Here is a 19,658-nt window from a genome sequence, read left to right on the forward strand (position 1 = left end):
TTAAAACCAAAACAATTTGAACGTCATGGAAACAGCAACAGTAAATGCTTCCAGCCTTACGGGTCAGCAGGATTTTTTACCGCTCAATGGTACCGACTATGTAGAATTCTATGTAGGCAATGCCAAACAGGCGGCACATTATTATAAGACCGCTTTCGGTTTTCAGTCGGTAGCCTATGCAGGCCCCGAAACCGGCGTGAAAGACCGCGCCTCCTATGTGCTTGTGCAGAACAAACTGCGCTTTGTGCTCACCACGCCCTTGCAGCCGGACAATGAGATGGCCCGCCACATCGCCGAACATGGCGACGGCGTAAAAGTGCTGGCGCTTTGGGTAGATGATGCCCGTTCCGCTTTTGAAGAAACCGTGAAACGCGGCGCCAAACCATACCTGGAGCCGGTTGTAGAGAAAGATGAATTCGGCGAAGTAGTGCGCAGCGGTATTCATACCTATGGCGATACCGTGCACATATTTGTAGAACGCAAAAATTACAAAGGCCTTTTCCTGCCGGGTTACAAGGAATGGAAAACAGCTTACAACCCCACTGATACCGGTCTTCAATATGTAGATCACTGCGTAGGCAATGTGGGTTGGAATGAAATGAATACCTGGGTAGAATTCTACGAGCGCACCATGGGCTTCCGCAATCTCATCTCCTTTGATGATAAAGATATCTCTACGGAATATTCTGCGCTCATGAGCAAAGTAATGAGCAATGGCAATGGCCGTGTGAAATTCCCGATCAACGAGCCTGCCGAAGGAAAGAAGAAATCGCAGATCGAGGAGTACCTTGATTTTTATGGCGGTCCGGGCGTACAGCACGTGGCCATCGCCACCAACGATATTATCCACACGGTGTCTGAACTGCAGCAGCGTGGCGTGGAATTCCTGAAGGTGCCGGCCTCTTATTATGAAACGCTGCTCGACAGGGTGGGCAAGATCGATGAGCAGGTAGCGCCGTTGCAGGAGCTGGGTATCCTGGTAGACCGGGATGATGAGGGATACCTGCTGCAGATCTTTACCAAGCCTATCCAGGACAGGCCGACTGTTTTCTTTGAAATTATTCAGCGTAAAGGGGCGCAGTCTTTTGGTAAAGGCAATTTCAAGGCTTTGTTTGAATCCATTGAAAGGGAACAGGCGCTGCGTGGCAACCTCTGATGCAATGTTTTTCGTTTGTTACGCTACCTGTTGAATAACCCTTAAATTCCGCTGAAAGGTTACAACAAATTTCAGCCTGCTAATCCGTTCCGGCTCTGACCGGAACGGATTTTTTTTATTATTTTAAATAAATTATTATTACTTTTAATATATAAATAGAGATAAATATAAGACGGGGTATATGGATGAGATGGCGGCCGATTAACATATTAATAACGAGTTTACAGGGTTCAACAGGCAGGCTTTGGCATAATTTTGTGAACGAGAGTACGCATTTCAAAAAAAATCATAACCTATGCACAAAACAGTTACCCACGGGGTTGCCTGCGCCATGCTGCTGGCCTCCGTAACTTTTATGTCTTCATTTAAAAATGACGATGGCACATCAGGTACTTACCTGAAAAAGATCTCTTCCGCTTCCGGCCAGACTACGCTGGAATACAACAGTGACAAAACCATCCGGAAGATCGTGCAGCATCACAAAACAGAGAATGCCAGCTACACCGACGTTACATTGCCGGTGTACGAAAATGGCCATCTTGTAAAGACAATGCTCGCAGATGATGAGAACGCCAGTTCTGGCGACCTTTACGCGGCTTATGACTATGTACAAGGCAGCGACAAGATCGCGAAAGTGAGCTTCTATCGCGATAATGCCGTGTACACCTACGATTCACTGGCATATGATGCCAATGGCAGACTGGCCTTCCGTTACCAGTTCAGCAAAGTGCCCGGCAAAGGCGCCTGGGAAAACAGCGGTTATCAGCAATTTACCTGGAACGACAAAGGCGATGTGGAACGCATGGACAATTACGGCAAACAGCCCGGCTATAGCAAATTTGTGAACACTTCCAGCATTAACTACACTTACGACGACCGTCAGAACCCGCAATTGCAGCAACCTGCACTCGCTTTTGTGCTGGATGCCAATGCAGCCAACCTCTCGGCGCACAACATCCTGTCCGAGAATTTAAGCACGCCGCATTCCTCCCGCGTGATCACCAACACCTACGTATATACGTATGCCGGACGCTACCCTGTTCGCGCTACCTATAACTCCGGTGCAGATCAGGGAATCGTAAAACTGGAATGGGCAAAGTTGTAGTGAAAGAAGAATGACTTAACTTTACAGGCAATATAACCAGTAATTGTTTCGTTTTTTTCTATGACCAATCAAACGCTGTTTGGAATTTTGTTTCTGTTGGGTGGAGTTTTTCAGGCTTTTACGGCAATTCTTATCTATCAAGGTCACAAACATTACCTGTTAAGATTTGCCAGTAAAAAAGTAAGTATAGTGATTTATATTATCTTAGCACTGTTGTTATTTTTCCTGGCCTACATCAACCTGGTATAAAATTTAAATTTGTTGTATTTGATATGAAGCGACTTGTTCTCGTCCTGATGATGATATTGACAGGCGGCAGTTTATTTGCCCAGCAATCCTTCCTCGATAACCAAAAAATGTTTCCCAAGGTAGGAGAGGCTTACCGCGAAAAGGAAGAACTGCTGAAAAAAGAATTTGAGAAGAAAGGACTGACTTATCCCGCAAAATATATTTTCATCCGTTCCTTCAAGCTCGACAGCGAAATGGAGATCTGGGTGAAAAACAATGCAACAGACACTTTCCGTCTTTTCAAGTCCTACCGGGTGTGCACGCTCTCCGGAAGAATGGGGCCGAAACGTAAGGAAGGCGACCGCCAGGTGCCGGAAGGATTTTATTATATCAATGATTTCAATCCAAACAGCAATTATCATCTGTCGCTCGGCATCAATTATCCTAACTTTTCCGACCGTATCCTGAGTGACCCGAAAAAACCGGGCAGCGAAATTTATATCCATGGTAACTGTATTACCGTTGGCTGTATCCCGCTGACAGACGAATTTATCGACGAGGTGTACATCCTCGCGGTGAATGCCAAGAATGCCGGCCAGGATTTCATTCCTGTGCATGTGTTCCCCGTGAAGTTCGGTAATGTTCGTTCTATGGATTATCTTGGTACGGTATCGCTCAATGATAATTCTTCCCAGCAATTCTGGGTAGAATTGAAAACTGCCTACGATTATTTCGAAAAGCATCACCGCCTGCCGGTAGTGCTCATCGACGACAAAGGCAAATATATTATGTAAGCTGAGTTTTTCAGATATATCAACAAAGGGGTGGACAACGGTCAGTAGTCCACCCCTTTGTTTTTAGATACGTTCTTATTTAATATTAATTTGGATTTTAGAGAATTTTTTTGAAACTTGTCCAAAGGTCAAATCAATTTACTATTTATGCACAGAAGAGACGCAATCAGGAATGTGGCGATTTTGTTGGGTACAGCCATTTCCGCTTCCACGTTATCAGCTCTGGAGAGCTGCACAGGTTCCGCACCGAAAAACTATGAACTCAATAAGCCACAAACCAAAGCGTTGCTGGCAGAAATAGCGGAAACGATCATACCCACCACCGATACGCCCGGCGCCAAAGCGGCGAAAGTAGACGATTTCATCATCACCATGATGAACGATTGCTACAAAAAATCAGACCAGGAGGTATTCCTCCAGGGATTGAAAAAGATCGACGAGGCCAGCGATAAGAAATTCAAGAAGACTTTCATGGACCTTACACCGGATCAACGCACGCAGCTCCTGACAGATATCGACAAGGAACGCGTTGAATACAACAAACGTAAGGACAAAAAAGAGGGCGATCCTACCCATTACTTCCAGTATCTGAAAGAGCTGACCCTGCTGGGGTATTTCACCTCCGAACCCGGGGCTACCAAAGCATTGCGCTATGTGCCGGTGCCCGGCAAATTCGAAGGTTGCATCCCTTATAAAAAAGGTGATAAAGCCTGGGCGGTCTGATCCGCGGTTATCTTCATATAGCCGTCCACGTTATTACATTACATCTCCTTAAAAAGACATTCCATGAATTTGAATATAAAAGCGCAAGAGCAAAACACCTACGATGCCATCGTTATCGGTTCGGGTGTGAGTGGTGGATGGGCCGCCAAAGAATTGACCGAAAAAGGCCTGAAAGTGCTGATGCTGGACCGTGGTAAAAAGCTCGAGCATGTGAAAGACTACGACACCGCCACTAAAGATCCCTGGGAGTTCCCCCACCGCGGACGTATCACCGTTGATCAACGCGAAACGCATCCCAAGCTGAGCCGCGACTATCCTTATAGTGAACACAACGAAAAATACTGGATCAACGATTCCCAGAGTCCATATAACGAAGTGAAACGCTTCGACTGGTACCGCCCGGATATCGTAGGTGGCAAATCCATCATGTGGGGTCGCCAATCGTACCGCTGGAGCGATATCGATTTTGAAGCGAACCTGAAAGATGGCATCGCCGTGGATTGGCCAATCCGCTACAAGGACATTGCGCCCTGGTACGACTATGTAGAAAAATTCGCCGGCATCAGCGGACAGCGCGAAGGCCTGCCACAGCTGCCCGACGGCCAGTTCATGCCCGCCATGGAAATGAACTGCGTAGAGAAAGATGTGAAGAAAAGTGTAGAAAGCAAATTCAAAGGCCGTATCATCACCATGGGGCGTGTGGCTAACATCACACAACCATTGCCCGGCCGTGAAAAATGCCAGTTCCGCAACCTGTGCAGCCGCGGATGCCCCTTCGGCGCTTATTTCAGCACGCAATCATCCACGCTGCCCGCAGCCATGGCTACCGGCAACCTCACGCTGCGCCCCGATTCCATCGTTCACTCCATTATCTACGATGAGAAAAAAGGCAAAGCTACCGGCGTGCAAGTGATCGACAAGCATACCAAGGAAATGGTAGAATATTACGCGAAGATCATCTTCGTAAATGGCTCTACCCTCGGTTCAACCTTCGTACTGATGAACTCCATCTCCACCCGTTTCCCTAATGGATTAGGCAACGACAGTGGCCAGCTGGGTAAAAACCTGATGGATCACCACTTCCGCACCGGCGCTTCCGGCACGGCAGAAGGCTATGATGATAAATATTATTTCGGCCGCCGTGCAAACGGTATCTATATTCCGCGTTATCGTAACATCGGCAGCGACAAGCGCGATTACCTCCGTGGCTTCGGCTACCAGGGCGGCGCAGGCCGCGGCGGATGGGCGCGCGGTATCGCTGAAATGGGCGTGGGTAAAGACTTTAAAGAAATGCTTACCGAACCAGGCCAATGGTCTATGGGCCTCGGCGGTTTCGGCGAATGTCTGCCTTATGAAGATAACAAGGTAACCCTCGACACATCCACCAAAGATGCATGGGGCCAGCCTGTTCTCAAATTCGATGTGGAGTTCAAAGAGAATGAAAAGAAAATGCGCGTGGATATGATGAACGACGCCGCCGAAATGCTCGAAGCAGCAGGGCTCAAGAACGTGAAGACCTATGACAATGGCTCCTGGCCAGGCATGGCGATCCACGAGATGGGCACCGCACGCATGGGCCGCGATCCTAAAACATCTGTCCTCAATGGCAACAACCAACTGCACGCCGTTCCGAACGTGTTCGTAACAGACGGCGCCTGCATGACCTCCGCCGCCTGCGTGAATCCTTCACTGACCTACATGGCATTGACTGCACGCGCTGCCGACTACGCCGTGAAAGAACTTAAAAAAGGGAACATCTAATTATTTTGTTATTTGGTTATTTGATTATTTGGTTATTTAAACTTCCGGACTATCATCGGAGTTTAAATAACCAAATAATCAAATAACCGAATAACAAAATTCCAAAATGGTTTTATGAATCTTAATATAAAAGCTGAGAAAGAAAATACTTATGACGCCATTGTGGTAGGGTCGGGGATCAGTGGTGGATGGGCTGCTAAAGAGCTTTGTGAGAAAGGCCTGAAAACATTGGTGCTGGAACGTGGCCGCAATGTGGAGCACGTAAAAGACTACAAGACTGCTATGATGGCTCCCTGGGAGTTTCCCCACCGTCTGCATCATACCAACGAGATGCGTGAGAAACATCCCATCCAGAGCCGCTGCTATGCCTTCGATGAAGCCACACAGCAATACTGGGTGAACGACCTGGAAAATCCTTACAACGAAGTGAAGCCCTTCAACTGGTTGCGTGGCTACCATGTGGGCGGACGTTCCCTCATGTGGGGCCGTCAGGTATATCGCTGGAGCGACCTCGATTTTGAAGCGAACGCAAAAGACGGGCACGGCGTAGATTGGCCGATCCGTTATAAAGATATTGCACCCTGGTATTCATACGTGGAGAAATTCGTTGGCGTGAGCGGACAGCACGAAGGGCTGGCACAGCTGCCTGATGGCGAGTTTCTGCCGCCGATGGAAATGAACTGCCTCGAGAAACATGTGGCGGCACGCGTCAAGGAAAAATTCAATGACCGCATCATCACCATCGGGCGTGTAGCGCACCTGACCAAAGGCATGAAAGACCGTGGACCTTGCCAGTTCCGTAACCTCTGCGCCCGCGGATGCCCATTCACCGGCTATTTCAGCAGCAATGGCGTTACGTTGCCTGCCGCTGCCGCCACCGGCAATCTCACGCTGCGCCCGGATTCTATCGTGCTGGAAGTTTTGTACGATAAAGATAAAGGCAAAGCTACCGGCGTACGCGTGATGGATGCGCATACACAGCAAACTGTAGACTACTACGCCAAGATCGTTTTCCTGAATGCCTCTACACTGGGCACCACCTGGGTCATGCTCAACTCTGTGTCCGACCGCTTCCCGAACGGGTTTGGTAACGACAGCGGCCAGTTGGGCCATAACCTGATGGATCATCATTTCGGTGTGGGCGCCGGCGGTGATTTCGATGGTTTTGAAGATCAGTACTATGATGCAGGCCGCAGGCCCAATGGTATCTATATCCCGCGCTTCCGTAACGTGAACGCACAAACGCTGCGCAAAGATTATGTGCGCGGCTTCGGCTACCAGGGCGGCGCAGGAAGAGGTCGCGGCACCAGCTGGGAGGGCATCGGCGCACAACTCAAAGCTGCGCAGGAAGTGCCTGGGCACTGGAGCATGGGCATCGGCTCATGGGGCGAGCATCTCCCTTATTACGAGAATAAAGTATCTCTCAACAAAAACAAAAAAGATAAATTCGGTCTGCCTACGCTCGACATCGACTGTGAATTTAAAGAGAATGAAAAGGCGATGCGTAAAGACATGCAGGAAAGCGCCAAGGAAATGCTGGAAGCTGCCGGTCTGAAAAACGTATATGGTTACGATGGCGCGCCGCCTCCGGGCCACTGTATCCACGAGATGGGCACCGCGCGTATGGGCAAAGATCCGAAAACCTCTGTGCTCAATGGTTTCAACCAGGTGCATGACGCGAAGAATGTATTCATCAGCGATGGGGCCTGCATGGCTTCTTCCTCCTGCGTAAATCCTTCTATCACTTATATGGCCCTCACCGCCAGGGCCTGTGATCATGCCCTGAGTGAACTGAAGAAAGGAAATCTTTGATCATTTGATTTATTTTAATTGCATAAAGGCCCCCGCGGTACCGCGGGGGCCTTTATGCAATTAAAATAAATCAAATGATCAAAGATTTCCTTTCTTCAGTTCACTCAGGGCATGATCACAGGCCCTGGCGGTGAGGGCCATATAAGTGATAGAAGGATTTACGCAGGAGGAAGAAGCCATGCAGGCCCCATCGCTGATGAATACATTCTTCGCGTCATGCACCTGGTTGAAACCATTGAGCACAGAGGTTTTCGGATCTTTGCCCATACGCGCGGTGCCCATCTCGTGGATACAGTGGCCCGGAGGCGGCGCGCCATCGTAACCATATACGTTTTTCAGACCGGCAGCTTCCAGCATTTCCTTGGCGCTTTCCTGCATGTCTTTACGCATCGCCTTTTCATTCTCTTTAAATTCACAGTCGATGTCGAGCGTAGGCAGACCGAATTTATCTTTTTTGTTTTTGTTGAGAGATACTTTATTCTCGTAATAAGGGAGATGCTCGCCCCATGAGCCGATGCCCATGCTCCAGTGCCCAGGCACTTCCTGCGCAGCTTTGAGTTGTGCGCCGATGCCCTCCCAGCTGGTGCCGCGACCTCTTCCTGCGCCGCCCTGGTAGCCGAAGCCGCGCACATAATCTTTGCGCAGCGTTTGTGCGTTCACGTTACGGAAGCGCGGGATATAGATACCATTGGGCCTGCGGCCTGCATCATAGTACTGATCTTCAAAACCATCGAAATCACCGCCGGCGCCCACACCGAAATGATGATCCATCAGGTTATGGCCCAACTGGCCGCTGTCGTTACCAAACCCGTTCGGGAAGCGGTCGGACACAGAGTTGAGCATGACCCAGGTGGTGCCCAGTGTAGAGGCATTCAGGAAAACGATCTTGGCGTAGTAGTCTACAGTTTGCTGTGTATGCGCATCCATCACGCGTACGCCGGTAGCTTTGCCTTTATCTTTATCGTACAAAACTTCCAGCACGATAGAATCCGGGCGCAGCGTGAGATTGCCGGTGGCGGCAGCGGCAGGCAACGTAACGCCATTGCTGCTGAAATAGCCGGTGAATGGGCATCCGCGGGCGCAGAGGTTACGGAACTGGCAAGGTCCACGGTCTTTCATGCCTTTGGTCAGGTGCGCTACACGCCCGATGGTGATGATGCGGTCATTGAATTTTTCCTTGACGCGTGCCGCCACATGTTTCTCGAGGCAGTTCATTTCCATCGGCGGCAGAAACTCGCCATCAGGCAGCTGTGCCAGCCCTTCGTGCTGTCCGCTCACGCCAACGAATTTCTCCACGTATGAATACCAGGGTGCAATATCTTTATAACGGATCGGCCAATCTACGCCGTGCCCGTCTTTTGCGTTCGCTTCAAAATCGAGGTCGCTCCAGCGATATACCTGACGGCCCCACATGAGGGAACGTCCGCCCACATGGTAGCCACGCAACCAGTTGAAGGGCTTCACTTCGTTGTAAGGATTTTCCAGGTCGTTCACCCAGTATTGCTGTGTGGCTTCATCGAAGGCATAGCAGCGGCTCTGGATGGGATGTTTCTCACGCATCTCGTTGGTATGATGCAGACGGTGGGGAAACTCCCAGGGAGCCATCATAGCAGTCTTGTAGTCTTTTACGTGCTCCACATTGCGGCCACGTTCCAGCACCAATGTTTTCAGGCCTTTCTCACAAAGCTCTTTAGCAGCCCATCCACCACTGATCCCCGACCCTACCACAATGGCGTCATAAGTATTTTCTTTCTCAGCTTTTATATTAAGATTCATAAAACCATTTTGGAATTTTGTTATTCGGTTATTTGATTATTTGGTTATTTAAACTCCGATGATAGTCCGGAAGTTTAAATAACCAAATAATCAAATAACCAAATAACAAAATAATTAGATGTTCCCTTTTTTAAGTTCTTTCACGGCGTAGTCGGCAGCGCGTGCAGTCAATGCCATGTAGGTCAGTGAAGGATTCACGCAGGCGGCGGAGGTCATGCAGGCGCCGTCTGTTACGAACACGTTCGGAACGGCGTGCAGTTGGTTGTTGCCATTGAGGACAGATGTTTTAGGATCGCGGCCCATGCGTGCGGTGCCCATCTCGTGGATCGCCATGCCTGGCCAGGAGCCATTGTCATAGGTCTTCACGTTCTTGAGCCCTGCTGCTTCGAGCATTTCGGCGGCGTCGTTCATCATATCCACGCGCATTTTCTTTTCATTCTCTTTGAACTCCACATCGAATTTGAGAACAGGCTGGCCCCATGCATCTTTGGTGGATGTGTCGAGGGTTACCTTGTTATCTTCATAAGGCAGACATTCGCCGAAACCGCCGAGGCCCATAGACCATTGGCCTGGTTCGGTAAGCATTTCTTTAAAGTCTTTACCCACGCCCATTTCAGCGATACCGCGCGCCCATCCGCCGCGGCCTGCGCCGCCCTGGTAGCCGAAGCCACGGAGGTAATCGCGCTTGTCGCTGCCGATGTTACGATAACGCGGAATATAGATACCGTTTGCACGGCGGCCGAAATAATATTTATCATCATAGCCTTCTGCCGTGCCGGAAGCGCCGGTGCGGAAGTGGTGATCCATCAGGTTTTTACCCAGCTGGCCACTGTCGTTGCCTAATCCATTAGGGAAACGGGTGGAGATGGAGTTCATCAGTACGAAGGTTGAACCGAGGGTAGAGCCATTTACGAAGATGATCTTCGCGTAATATTCTACCATTTCCTTGGTATGCTTGTCGATCACTTGCACGCCGGTAGCTTTGCCTTTTTTCTCATCGTAGATAATGGAGTGAACGATGGAATCGGGGCGCAGCGTGAGGTTGCCGGTAGCCATGGCTGCGGGCAGCGTGGATGATTGCGTGCTGAAATAAGCGCCGAAGGGGCATCCGCGGCTGCACAGGTTGCGGAACTGGCATTTTTCACGGCCGGGCAATGGTTGTGTGATGTTAGCCACACGCCCCATGGTGATGATACGGCCTTTGAATTTGCTTTCTACACTTTTCTTCACATCTTTCTCTACGCAGTTCATTTCCATGGCGGGCATGAACTGGCCGTCGGGCAGCTGTGGCAGGCCTTCGCGCTGTCCGCTGATGCCGGCGAATTTTTCTACATAGTCGTACCAGGGCGCAATGTCCTTGTAGCGGATTGGCCAATCCACGGCGATGCCATCTTTCAGGTTCGCTTCAAAATCGATATCGCTCCAGCGGTACGATTGGCGACCCCACATGATGGATTTGCCACCTACGATATCCGGGCGGTACCAGTCGAAGCGTTTCACTTCGTTATATGGACTCTGGGAATCGTTGATCCAGTATTTTTCGTTGTGTTCACTATAAGGATAGTCGCGGCTCAGCTTGGGATGCGTTTCGCGTTGATCAACGGTGATACGTCCGCGGTGGGGGAACTCCCAGGGATCTTTAGTGGCGGTGTCGTAGTCTTTCACATGCTCGAGCTTTTTACCACGGTCCAGCATCAGCACTTTCAGGCCTTTTTCGGTCAATTCTTTGGCGGCCCATCCACCACTCACACCCGAACCGATAACGATGGCATCGTAGGTGTTTTGCTCTTGCGCTTTTATATTCAAATTCATGGAATGTCTTTTTAAGGAGATGTAATGTAATAACGTGGACGGCTATATGAAGATAACCGCGGATCAGACCGCCCAGGCTTTATCACCTTTTTTATAAGGGATGCAACCTTCGAATTTGCCGGGCACCGGCACATAGCGCAATGCTTTGGTAGCCCCGGGTTCGGAGGTGAAATACCCCAGCAGGGTCAGCTCTTTCAGATACTGGAAGTAATGGGTAGGATCGCCCTCTTTTTTGTCCTTACGTTTGTTGTATTCAACGCGTTCCTTGTCGATATCTGTCAGGAGCTGCGTGCGTTGATCCGGTGTAAGGTCCATGAAAGTCTTCTTGAATTTCTTATCGCTGGCCTCGTCGATCTTTTTCAATCCCTGGAGGAATACCTCCTGGTCTGATTTTTTGTAGCAATCGTTCATCATGGTGATGATGAAATCGTCTACTTTCGCCGCTTTGGCGCCGGGCGTATCGGTGGTGGGTATGATCGTTTCCGCTATTTCTGCCAGCAACGCTTTGGTTTGTGGCTTATTGAGTTCATAGTTTTTCGGTGCGGAACCTGTGCAGCTCTCCAGAGCTGATAACGTGGAAGCGGAAATGGCTGTACCCAACAAAATCGCCACATTCCTGATTGCGTCTCTTCTGTGCATAAATAGTAAATTGATTTGACCTTTGGACAAGTTTCAAAAAAATTCTCTAAAATCCAAATTAATATTAAATAAGAACGTATCTAAAAACAAAGGGGTGGACTACTGACCGTTGTCCACCCCTTTGTTGATATATCTGAAAAACTCAGCTTACATAATATATTTGCCTTTGTCGTCGATGAGCACTACCGGCAGGCGGTGATGCTTTTCGAAATAATCGTAGGCAGTTTTCAATTCTACCCAGAATTGCTGGGAAGAATTATCATTGAGCGATACCGTACCAAGATAATCCATAGAACGAACATTACCGAACTTCACGGGGAACACATGCACAGGAATGAAATCCTGGCCGGCATTCTTGGCATTCACCGCGAGGATGTACACCTCGTCGATAAATTCGTCTGTCAGCGGGATACAGCCAACGGTAATACAGTTACCATGGATATAAATTTCGCTGCCCGGTTTTTTCGGGTCACTCAGGATACGGTCGGAAAAGTTAGGATAATTGATGCCGAGCGACAGATGATAATTGCTGTTTGGATTGAAATCATTGATATAATAAAATCCTTCCGGCACCTGGCGGTCGCCTTCCTTACGTTTCGGCCCCATTCTTCCGGAGAGCGTGCACACCCGGTAGGACTTGAAAAGACGGAAAGTGTCTGTTGCATTGTTTTTCACCCAGATCTCCATTTCGCTGTCGAGCTTGAAGGAACGGATGAAAATATATTTTGCGGGATAAGTCAGTCCTTTCTTCTCAAATTCTTTTTTCAGCAGTTCTTCCTTTTCGCGGTAAGCCTCTCCTACCTTGGGAAACATTTTTTGGTTATCGAGGAAGGATTGCTGGGCAAATAAACTGCCGCCTGTCAATATCATCATCAGGACGAGAACAAGTCGCTTCATATCAAATACAACAAATTTAAATTTTATACCAGGTTGATGTAGGCCAGGAAAAATAACAACAGTGCTAAGATAATATAAATCACTATACTTACTTTTTTACTGGCAAATCTTAACAGGTAATGTTTGTGACCTTGATAGATAAGAATTGCCGTAAAAGCCTGAAAAACTCCACCCAACAGAAACAAAATTCCAAACAGCGTTTGATTGGTCATAGAAAAAAACGAAACAATTACTGGTTATATTGCCTGTAAAGTTAAGTCATTCTTCTTTCACTACAACTTTGCCCATTCCAGTTTTACGATTCCCTGATCTGCACCGGAGTTATAGGTAGCGCGAACAGGGTAGCGTCCGGCATACGTATATACGTAGGTGTTGGTGATCACGCGGGAGGAATGCGGCGTGCTTAAATTCTCGGACAGGATGTTGTGCGCCGAGAGGTTGGCTGCATTGGCATCCAGCACAAAAGCGAGTGCAGGTTGCTGCAATTGCGGGTTCTGACGGTCGTCGTAAGTGTAGTTAATGCTGGAAGTGTTCACAAATTTGCTATAGCCGGGCTGTTTGCCGTAATTGTCCATGCGTTCCACATCGCCTTTGTCGTTCCAGGTAAATTGCTGATAACCGCTGTTTTCCCAGGCGCCTTTGCCGGGCACTTTGCTGAACTGGTAACGGAAGGCCAGTCTGCCATTGGCATCATATGCCAGTGAATCGTAGGTGTACACGGCATTATCGCGATAGAAGCTCACTTTCGCGATCTTGTCGCTGCCTTGTACATAGTCATAAGCCGCGTAAAGGTCGCCAGAACTGGCGTTCTCATCATCTGCGAGCATTGTCTTTACAAGATGGCCATTTTCGTACACCGGCAATGTAACGTCGGTGTAGCTGGCATTCTCTGTTTTGTGATGCTGCACGATCTTCCGGATGGTTTTGTCACTGTTGTATTCCAGCGTAGTCTGGCCGGAAGCGGAAGAGATCTTTTTCAGGTAAGTACCTGATGTGCCATCGTCATTTTTAAATGAAGACATAAAAGTTACGGAGGCCAGCAGCATGGCGCAGGCAACCCCGTGGGTAACTGTTTTGTGCATAGGTTATGATTTTTTTTGAAATGCGTACTCTCGTTCACAAAATTATGCCAAAGCCTGCCTGTTGAACCCTGTAAACTCGTTATTAATATGTTAATCGGCCGCCATCTCATCCATATACCCCGTCTTATATTTATCTCTATTTATATATTAAAAGTAATAATAATTTATTTAAAATAATAAAAAAAATCCGTTCCGGTCAGAGCCGGAACGGATTAGCAGGCTGAAATTTGTTGTAACCTTTCAGCGGAATTTAAGGGTTATTCAACAGGTAGCGTAACAAACGAAAAACATTGCATCAGAGGTTGCCACGCAGCGCCTGTTCCCTTTCAATGGATTCAAACAAAGCCTTGAAATTGCCTTTACCAAAAGACTGCGCCCCTTTACGCTGAATAATTTCAAAGAAAACAGTCGGCCTGTCCTGGATAGGCTTGGTAAAGATCTGCAGCAGGTATCCCTCATCATCCCGGTCTACCAGGATACCCAGCTCCTGCAACGGCGCTACCTGCTCATCGATCTTGCCCACCCTGTCGAGCAGCGTTTCATAATAAGAGGCCGGCACCTTCAGGAATTCCACGCCACGCTGCTGCAGTTCAGACACCGTGTGGATAATATCGTTGGTGGCGATGGCCACGTGCTGTACGCCCGGACCGCCATAAAAATCAAGGTACTCCTCGATCTGCGATTTCTTCTTTCCTTCGGCAGGCTCGTTGATCGGGAATTTCACACGGCCATTGCCATTGCTCATTACTTTGCTCATGAGCGCAGAATATTCCGTAGAGATATCTTTATCATCAAAGGAGATGAGATTGCGGAAGCCCATGGTGCGCTCGTAGAATTCTACCCAGGTATTCATTTCATTCCAACCCACATTGCCTACGCAGTGATCTACATATTGAAGACCGGTATCAGTGGGGTTGTAAGCTGTTTTCCATTCCTTGTAACCCGGCAGGAAAAGGCCTTTGTAATTTTTGCGTTCTACAAATATGTGCACGGTATCGCCATAGGTATGAATACCGCTGCGCACTACTTCGCCGAATTCATCTTTCTCTACAACCGGCTCCAGGTATGGTTTGGCGCCGCGTTTCACGGTTTCTTCAAAAGCGGAACGGGCATCATCTACCCAAAGCGCCAGCACTTTTACGCCGTCGCCATGTTCGGCGATGTGGCGGGCCATCTCATTGTCCGGCTGCAAGGGCGTGGTGAGCACAAAGCGCAGTTTGTTCTGCACAAGCACATAGGAGGCGCGGTCTTTCACGCCGGTTTCGGGGCCTGCATAGGCTACCGACTGAAAACCGAAAGCGGTCTTATAATAATGTGCCGCCTGTTTGGCATTGCCTACATAGAATTCTACATAGTCGGTACCATTGAGCGGTAAAAAATCCTGCTGACCCGTAAGGCTGGAAGCATTTACTGTTGCTGTTTCCATGACGTTCAAATTGTTTTGGTTTTAATAATGTTGGTTGGTATTTGACCTATTCTGCCCAGCTCATGACGTAACCGGCATCTTCGATGCCGAGAGCGGCTTCCGTTATTTGCAGCGGATGGAAAGTATCCACCATCACTGCCAGTTCTTTTGTTTCTTTTGCGCCGATGCTCTTCTCCACTGCACCGGGATGCGGCCCGTGCGGGATGCCCGCCGGATGCAGGGTGATCATGCCTCTCGTTACATGTTTGCGGCTCATGAAATCGCCATCTACATAATACAGCACTTCATCGCTGTCGATATTGCTGTGGTTATAGGGCGCAGGAATGGCCAGCGGATGGTAATCGAACAGACGGGGGCAGAAGGAGCATACCACGAAATTATTGCCTTCAAAAGTTTGATGCACCGGAGGCGGCTGATGCACACGGCCGGTGATCGGCTCAAAATCGTGGATGGAAAAGGCAAAGGGGTATTCGCATCCATCCCAGCCAACAACATCGAAGGGATGGTGTTTGTAATGGATGGGATACATCACGCCTTTCTTTTTTACGTTGATGACAAAATCACCTTCCTGGTCGATGGTTTCCAGGTTTTGCGGCTGGCGGATATCGCGCTCGCAATAAGGTGAATTTTCCAGCAGTTGCCCGTATTTGCTGAGGTAACGTTTCGGATAACGGATAGGGCTAAACGATTCCACGATGAAAAGGCGATTGTTTTCATTGCTGAAGCTGATCTGGTAGATCGTGCCTCTTGGTATCACGAGGTAATCGCCATAGCCGAAAGTAAGCTGCCCGTATTGCGTTTTGAGGAGGCCGCTGCCTTCATGCACAAAGATCATTTCATCTGCATCGGCATTCTTATAGAAATAATCTTTCATGCTGTGCCTTGGCGCTGCCAGTACGATGTGCAGGTCGCTGTTGGCCAGCACGGCCTTGCGGCTTTTCAGGAAATCATCTTCCGCCGCGATGTTGAACCCCTGGAAGCTGCGGTGTTTCAGCATTTTTTCTTCTGCCACGCGCGGCGCTACGGAATAAGGCTCTTCTACCTTTACGATCTCGGTGGGCGGATGACAATGATACAATAAAGAAGAGTGCGATGAAAAGCCTTCCGTAGAGAACAACTGCTCCGAATACAGCTTGCCGTCGGGCTTGCGGAACTGTGTATGGCGCTTATGTGGTATCTGTCCTAGCTTATGATAATGTGGCATAACTGGTTTTTGAGAATTTTTTCAAAACGGGATTGTAATGGTGTATGATCTAATTGCTCTGGTGTATGATCAATGATGCACAACGTAATACGCTATGTTGATCGTTAATAAAAAATTTACGAGTAGAGATATATACATGAACTGAAATAGCAGGTACGGAAAGACTACTACAAAGTTACGGTATAAAAACAGGAAGACCGGCCCGTACAGGCCGTTTCAGAGGGTTATGCCAAAGTCGAATCCATGGCGAGGGTGGCCATGAGAAAATAGTAGCGGAGCTGACTATTGGAAGTATATTTCAACGATTCCGACAAGGATATATAGTTTAGACGATTAAAGGTAAGGATATTTTGAAATAAACCAAACAAACAATAATTTGTCATCAAAATGTCATAAAAACGCATTTTTAAATCTATCCAACCATCAAACAAATCGAACCAAATCAGCACAAAATCATCTTATCATCTAAAATAAATCGAAAATTATAATCAAATACTAATAGAACATCCATTTTTTAAAACATTTCAAAATATCGAACGGGTGCTTTTATTTACCAGTGAAAAGATAGACTTTTGTTACACAATCGTCATATTTCAATAGTGCAAGCAGTATCTACATATCTGATCTCCTCCGCTCCCGCCTCCTATCGGGAATGCACCCGCACTATTGCCATTACATCCACCATTATTACAACCCCACTGCGGGGTTAGTTTTCACATATCATCCAACGACCACACAGGTGGTACACAACCGGAAAGGACCCGGACCATTTCTACGTATAAACTTTATTTGACATGCAAGTACTAAAATTCGGCGGCACCTCCGTCGGCAGCGCCAAAGCGATAGAACAAGTTTGCCTCATACTGAAAAAATATAAACCGGCAGGAAAATATGCCATCGTAGTATCCGCCATGGGCGGCATAACAGACAAGCTTATACGTTGCGGACAGCTCGCCGGAGAAGGCCAGGAACAATACAAGGCCGTACTACAGGAAATAGAAGCCCGCCACCTCGACGCTATCCGCGAATTGTTCCCTATCACCATGCAGAGCGGCCTTATCAGCCAGCTCAAGAAAAAACTGAATGCCCTCGAAAACCTTTGTGATGGCATCTTCCAGGTAGGTGAACTCAGTCCCCGCTCATTAGACAAGATCATGAGCTTCGGCGAACTCATCTCCTGCACCATCGTAGCAGAGAAATTAAAACAGCAAGGTCTCTCCGCCACCTGCAAAGACAGCCGCGAGCTGATCGTGACCGATAACAACTTCGGCCATGCCACCGTTAACTTCGTCGCCACCAACCATCATATCAGTCAGTATTTTGCACAGCAAACGGCCGACTACATTGTATTCCCCGGCTTCGTGGCCGCTACGCCCGAAGGCGAAACCACCACGCTGGGCCGCGGCGGCTCCGACTACACCGCCGCCATCCTCGCCGCCGCCGTACATGCCAGCGTACTCGATATCTGGACAGATGTAAGCGGCATGATGACCGCCGATCCGCGCCTCGTATCGCAAGCCATCCCCATCGCGCACATCTCCTATGCCGAAGCGATGGAGCTGTCGCACTTCGGCGCCAAAGTGATCTATCCACCTACCATCCAACCGGTGATGGACAAACGCATCCCCGTATGGATCAAAAATACTTTTGCCCCGGAAGACCACGGCACGCTGATACATGACGGCGCGGACCGCAGCTTCCCGGTAACCGGCATCTCCGGCATACAGCACATCGCGCTGCTCACCCTCGAAGGCAGCGGCATGGTGGGCATCCCCGGCTTCTCAAAAAGATTGTTCGAATCGCTCCTACGGGAACGCATCAACGTAATCCTCATCACCCAGAGCTCTTCCGAACACTCTATCACTGTCGGCATTCATGACACCGATATGCTCAAGGCCAAAACCGCTGTGGACAGCGAGTTTGCGCAAGAGATACAGGAGAAACGTATCGAACCTTTACTGGTAGAAAAAGATCTCTGCATTGTAGCCGTAGTGGGCGACAAAATGAAAAACCATCACGGCACCAGCGGCAAACTGTTCGGCACCCTCGGTCGTAACGGCGTAAACGTAAGGGCCATCGCACAGGGATCTACCGAAAAAAATATCTCCGCAGTGATCAACAAAGCGGATGTAAAAAAAGCGCTCAACCTCATCCACGAAGCGTTCTTCGAAGCACCACTCAAACAGGTCAACCTTTTCATAGCAGGTGTTGGTAACGTAGGCGGCAAACTGCTGGAACAGCTACAGCAACAGCAGGATTACCTGCAACAGGAACTGGGCCTCCAGATCAGGGTTGCCGGCCTCGCCAACAGCAAAAACATGCTGCTCAGCGAATATGGCATCGGGCTGCACGACTGGCGTAACGCGCTCCCACAGGGCGATCCCATGGATATGAACGCATTGGTACAGCAGATCAAATCATTCAACCTGCGCAACAGCGTATTTGTAGACAATACCGCCAGCGCAGAAGTAGCAGCTACCTATCACGAGTTCCTGCAACACGGCATCTCGGTAGTTACCTGCAACAAAATTGCCTGCTCCTCCGACTATGAATATTATAAGAAGCTGAAAGACCTGGCGCGTAAATACAATGCCTCCTTCCTCTTCGAAACCAATGTGGGCGCAGGCTTGCCGGTGATCAACACCCTCAACGATCTCGTAAGGAGTGGCGACAAAGTGCATAGCATACAAGCAGTATTATCCGGCAGTCTCAATTTCGTATTCAATCATTTCGTAAATGGCGCCAGTTTCCGCGAAGTGGTGAAAGCCGCGCAGGACGAGGGTTACACCGAACCGGATCCGCGCATAGACCTCAGCGGGAAAGATGTGATGCGCAAGATACTCATCCTTGCCAGGGAGAGCGGCGCGGCGATAGAGATGGAAGATATCACCAATCACTCCTTCCTGCCGGCAGCCTGCCTGGATGCGCCGTCTGTCGCCGGTTTCTACGAGGAACTGGACACCCATGCCGCCCATTTCCAACGGCTGCGCGAAGAAGCAGAATCCGCAGGGAAACGCCTCAAGTTCGTGGCCAGCTATGTGGATGGCCAGGCATCGGTAGGCCTGCAATGTGTATCGCCCGATCATCCTTTTTACCAGCTGGAAGGAAAAGATAATATCGTGCTGTATACCACCAGCCGCTACAAAGAGCAGCCGCTGATCGTGAAGGGCGCCGGCGCCGGCGCGGACGTAACCGCCTCCGGCATCTTTGCCGACATCATCCGCAGTGCACGTTTATAAAAAA

Annotated in this window: 14 protein-coding genes; 7 read left to right on the forward strand and 7 right to left on the reverse strand. The window is 49.0% G+C overall.

Annotation, left to right across the window (positions count from 1 at the left end; genetic code table 11):
• Nucleotides 1-25 precede the first annotated feature (25 nt).
• From hppD (FPG75_RS18945) to FPG75_RS18970, 6 genes are all read left to right on the forward strand, one after another.
• Nucleotides 26-1,156 carry a 4-hydroxyphenylpyruvate dioxygenase gene (gene hppD, locus FPG75_RS18945; RefSeq protein ID WP_143308886.1) on the forward strand — a complete coding sequence of 377 codons (1,131 nt, stop codon included), beginning with the start codon at nucleotides 26-28 and terminating at the stop codon, nucleotides 1,154-1,156.
• 295 nt (nucleotides 1,157-1,451) lie between these two features.
• Nucleotides 1,452-2,261, forward strand: a complete 810-nt coding sequence (locus FPG75_RS18950; protein WP_143308888.1) for a hypothetical protein — start codon at nucleotides 1,452-1,454, stop codon at nucleotides 2,259-2,261.
• A gap of 272 nt (nucleotides 2,262-2,533) precedes the next feature.
• Nucleotides 2,534-3,283, forward strand: coding sequence for a L,D-transpeptidase family protein (locus tag FPG75_RS18955; RefSeq protein WP_143308890.1), 750 nt, complete (start codon nucleotides 2,534-2,536; stop codon nucleotides 3,281-3,283).
• A gap of 147 nt (nucleotides 3,284-3,430) precedes the next feature.
• Nucleotides 3,431-4,006 carry a gluconate 2-dehydrogenase subunit 3 family protein gene (locus tag FPG75_RS18960; RefSeq protein WP_143308892.1) on the forward strand — a complete coding sequence of 192 codons (576 nt, stop codon included), beginning with the start codon at nucleotides 3,431-3,433 and terminating at the stop codon, nucleotides 4,004-4,006.
• 63 nt (nucleotides 4,007-4,069) lie between these two features.
• Nucleotides 4,070-5,767, forward strand: coding sequence for a GMC oxidoreductase (locus FPG75_RS18965; RefSeq protein WP_143308894.1), 1,698 nt, complete (start codon nucleotides 4,070-4,072; stop codon nucleotides 5,765-5,767).
• A 114-nt stretch (nucleotides 5,768-5,881) separates the two neighbouring features.
• Nucleotides 5,882-7,579 carry a GMC oxidoreductase gene (locus FPG75_RS18970; protein WP_143308896.1) on the forward strand — a complete coding sequence of 566 codons (1,698 nt, stop codon included), beginning with the start codon at nucleotides 5,882-5,884 and terminating at the stop codon, nucleotides 7,577-7,579.
• Between the two features lie 78 nt (nucleotides 7,580-7,657).
• Here the strand turns inward: FPG75_RS18970 and FPG75_RS18975 are convergent, their stop codons facing one another.
• The 7 genes from FPG75_RS18975 to FPG75_RS19005 all read right to left on the reverse strand — a co-directional run bounded on the left by FPG75_RS18975 (nucleotide 7,658) and on the right by FPG75_RS19005 (nucleotide 16,415).
• Nucleotides 7,658-9,355 (reverse strand): GMC oxidoreductase, encoded by a 1,698-nt coding sequence (locus FPG75_RS18975; protein WP_143308896.1) that lies wholly within the window; start codon nucleotides 9,353-9,355, stop codon nucleotides 7,658-7,660.
• Nucleotides 9,356-9,469: 114 nt separating this feature from the next.
• On the reverse strand, nucleotides 9,470-11,167 hold the full coding sequence (locus FPG75_RS18980; RefSeq protein ID WP_143308894.1) for a GMC oxidoreductase: 1,698 nt from the start codon (nucleotides 11,165-11,167) through the stop codon (nucleotides 9,470-9,472).
• Between the two features lie 63 nt (nucleotides 11,168-11,230).
• Nucleotides 11,231-11,806, reverse strand: a complete 576-nt coding sequence (locus FPG75_RS18985; protein ID WP_143308892.1) for a gluconate 2-dehydrogenase subunit 3 family protein — start codon at nucleotides 11,804-11,806, stop codon at nucleotides 11,231-11,233.
• A 147-nt stretch (nucleotides 11,807-11,953) separates the two neighbouring features.
• Nucleotides 11,954-12,703 (reverse strand): L,D-transpeptidase family protein, encoded by a 750-nt coding sequence (locus FPG75_RS18990; protein WP_143308890.1) that lies wholly within the window; start codon nucleotides 12,701-12,703, stop codon nucleotides 11,954-11,956.
• A 272-nt stretch (nucleotides 12,704-12,975) separates the two neighbouring features.
• A complete protein-coding gene (locus FPG75_RS18995; protein WP_143308888.1) occupies nucleotides 12,976-13,785 on the reverse strand; it encodes a hypothetical protein in 810 nt (269 codons plus the stop codon).
• Between the two features lie 295 nt (nucleotides 13,786-14,080).
• Nucleotides 14,081-15,211 (reverse strand): 4-hydroxyphenylpyruvate dioxygenase, encoded by a 1,131-nt coding sequence (hppD, locus tag FPG75_RS19000; protein WP_143308886.1) that lies wholly within the window; start codon nucleotides 15,209-15,211, stop codon nucleotides 14,081-14,083.
• A 46-nt stretch (nucleotides 15,212-15,257) separates the two neighbouring features.
• Nucleotides 15,258-16,415 carry a homogentisate 1,2-dioxygenase gene (locus tag FPG75_RS19005; protein WP_143308885.1) on the reverse strand — a complete coding sequence of 386 codons (1,158 nt, stop codon included), beginning with the start codon at nucleotides 16,413-16,415 and terminating at the stop codon, nucleotides 15,258-15,260.
• A gap of 794 nt (nucleotides 16,416-17,209) precedes the next feature.
• Here FPG75_RS19005 and thrA point away from each other — a divergent pair.
• Complete coding sequence (gene thrA, locus FPG75_RS19010; RefSeq protein ID WP_143308883.1) at nucleotides 17,210-19,654, forward strand: bifunctional aspartate kinase/homoserine dehydrogenase I; 2,445 nt, start codon at nucleotides 17,210-17,212, stop codon at nucleotides 19,652-19,654.
• Nucleotides 19,655-19,658: the final 4 nt, after the last annotated feature.

It is taken from the genome of Chitinophaga vietnamensis (assembly GCF_902167635.1).
GTDB classification, from domain to species: domain Bacteria; phylum Bacteroidota; class Bacteroidia; order Chitinophagales; family Chitinophagaceae; genus Chitinophaga; species Chitinophaga vietnamensis.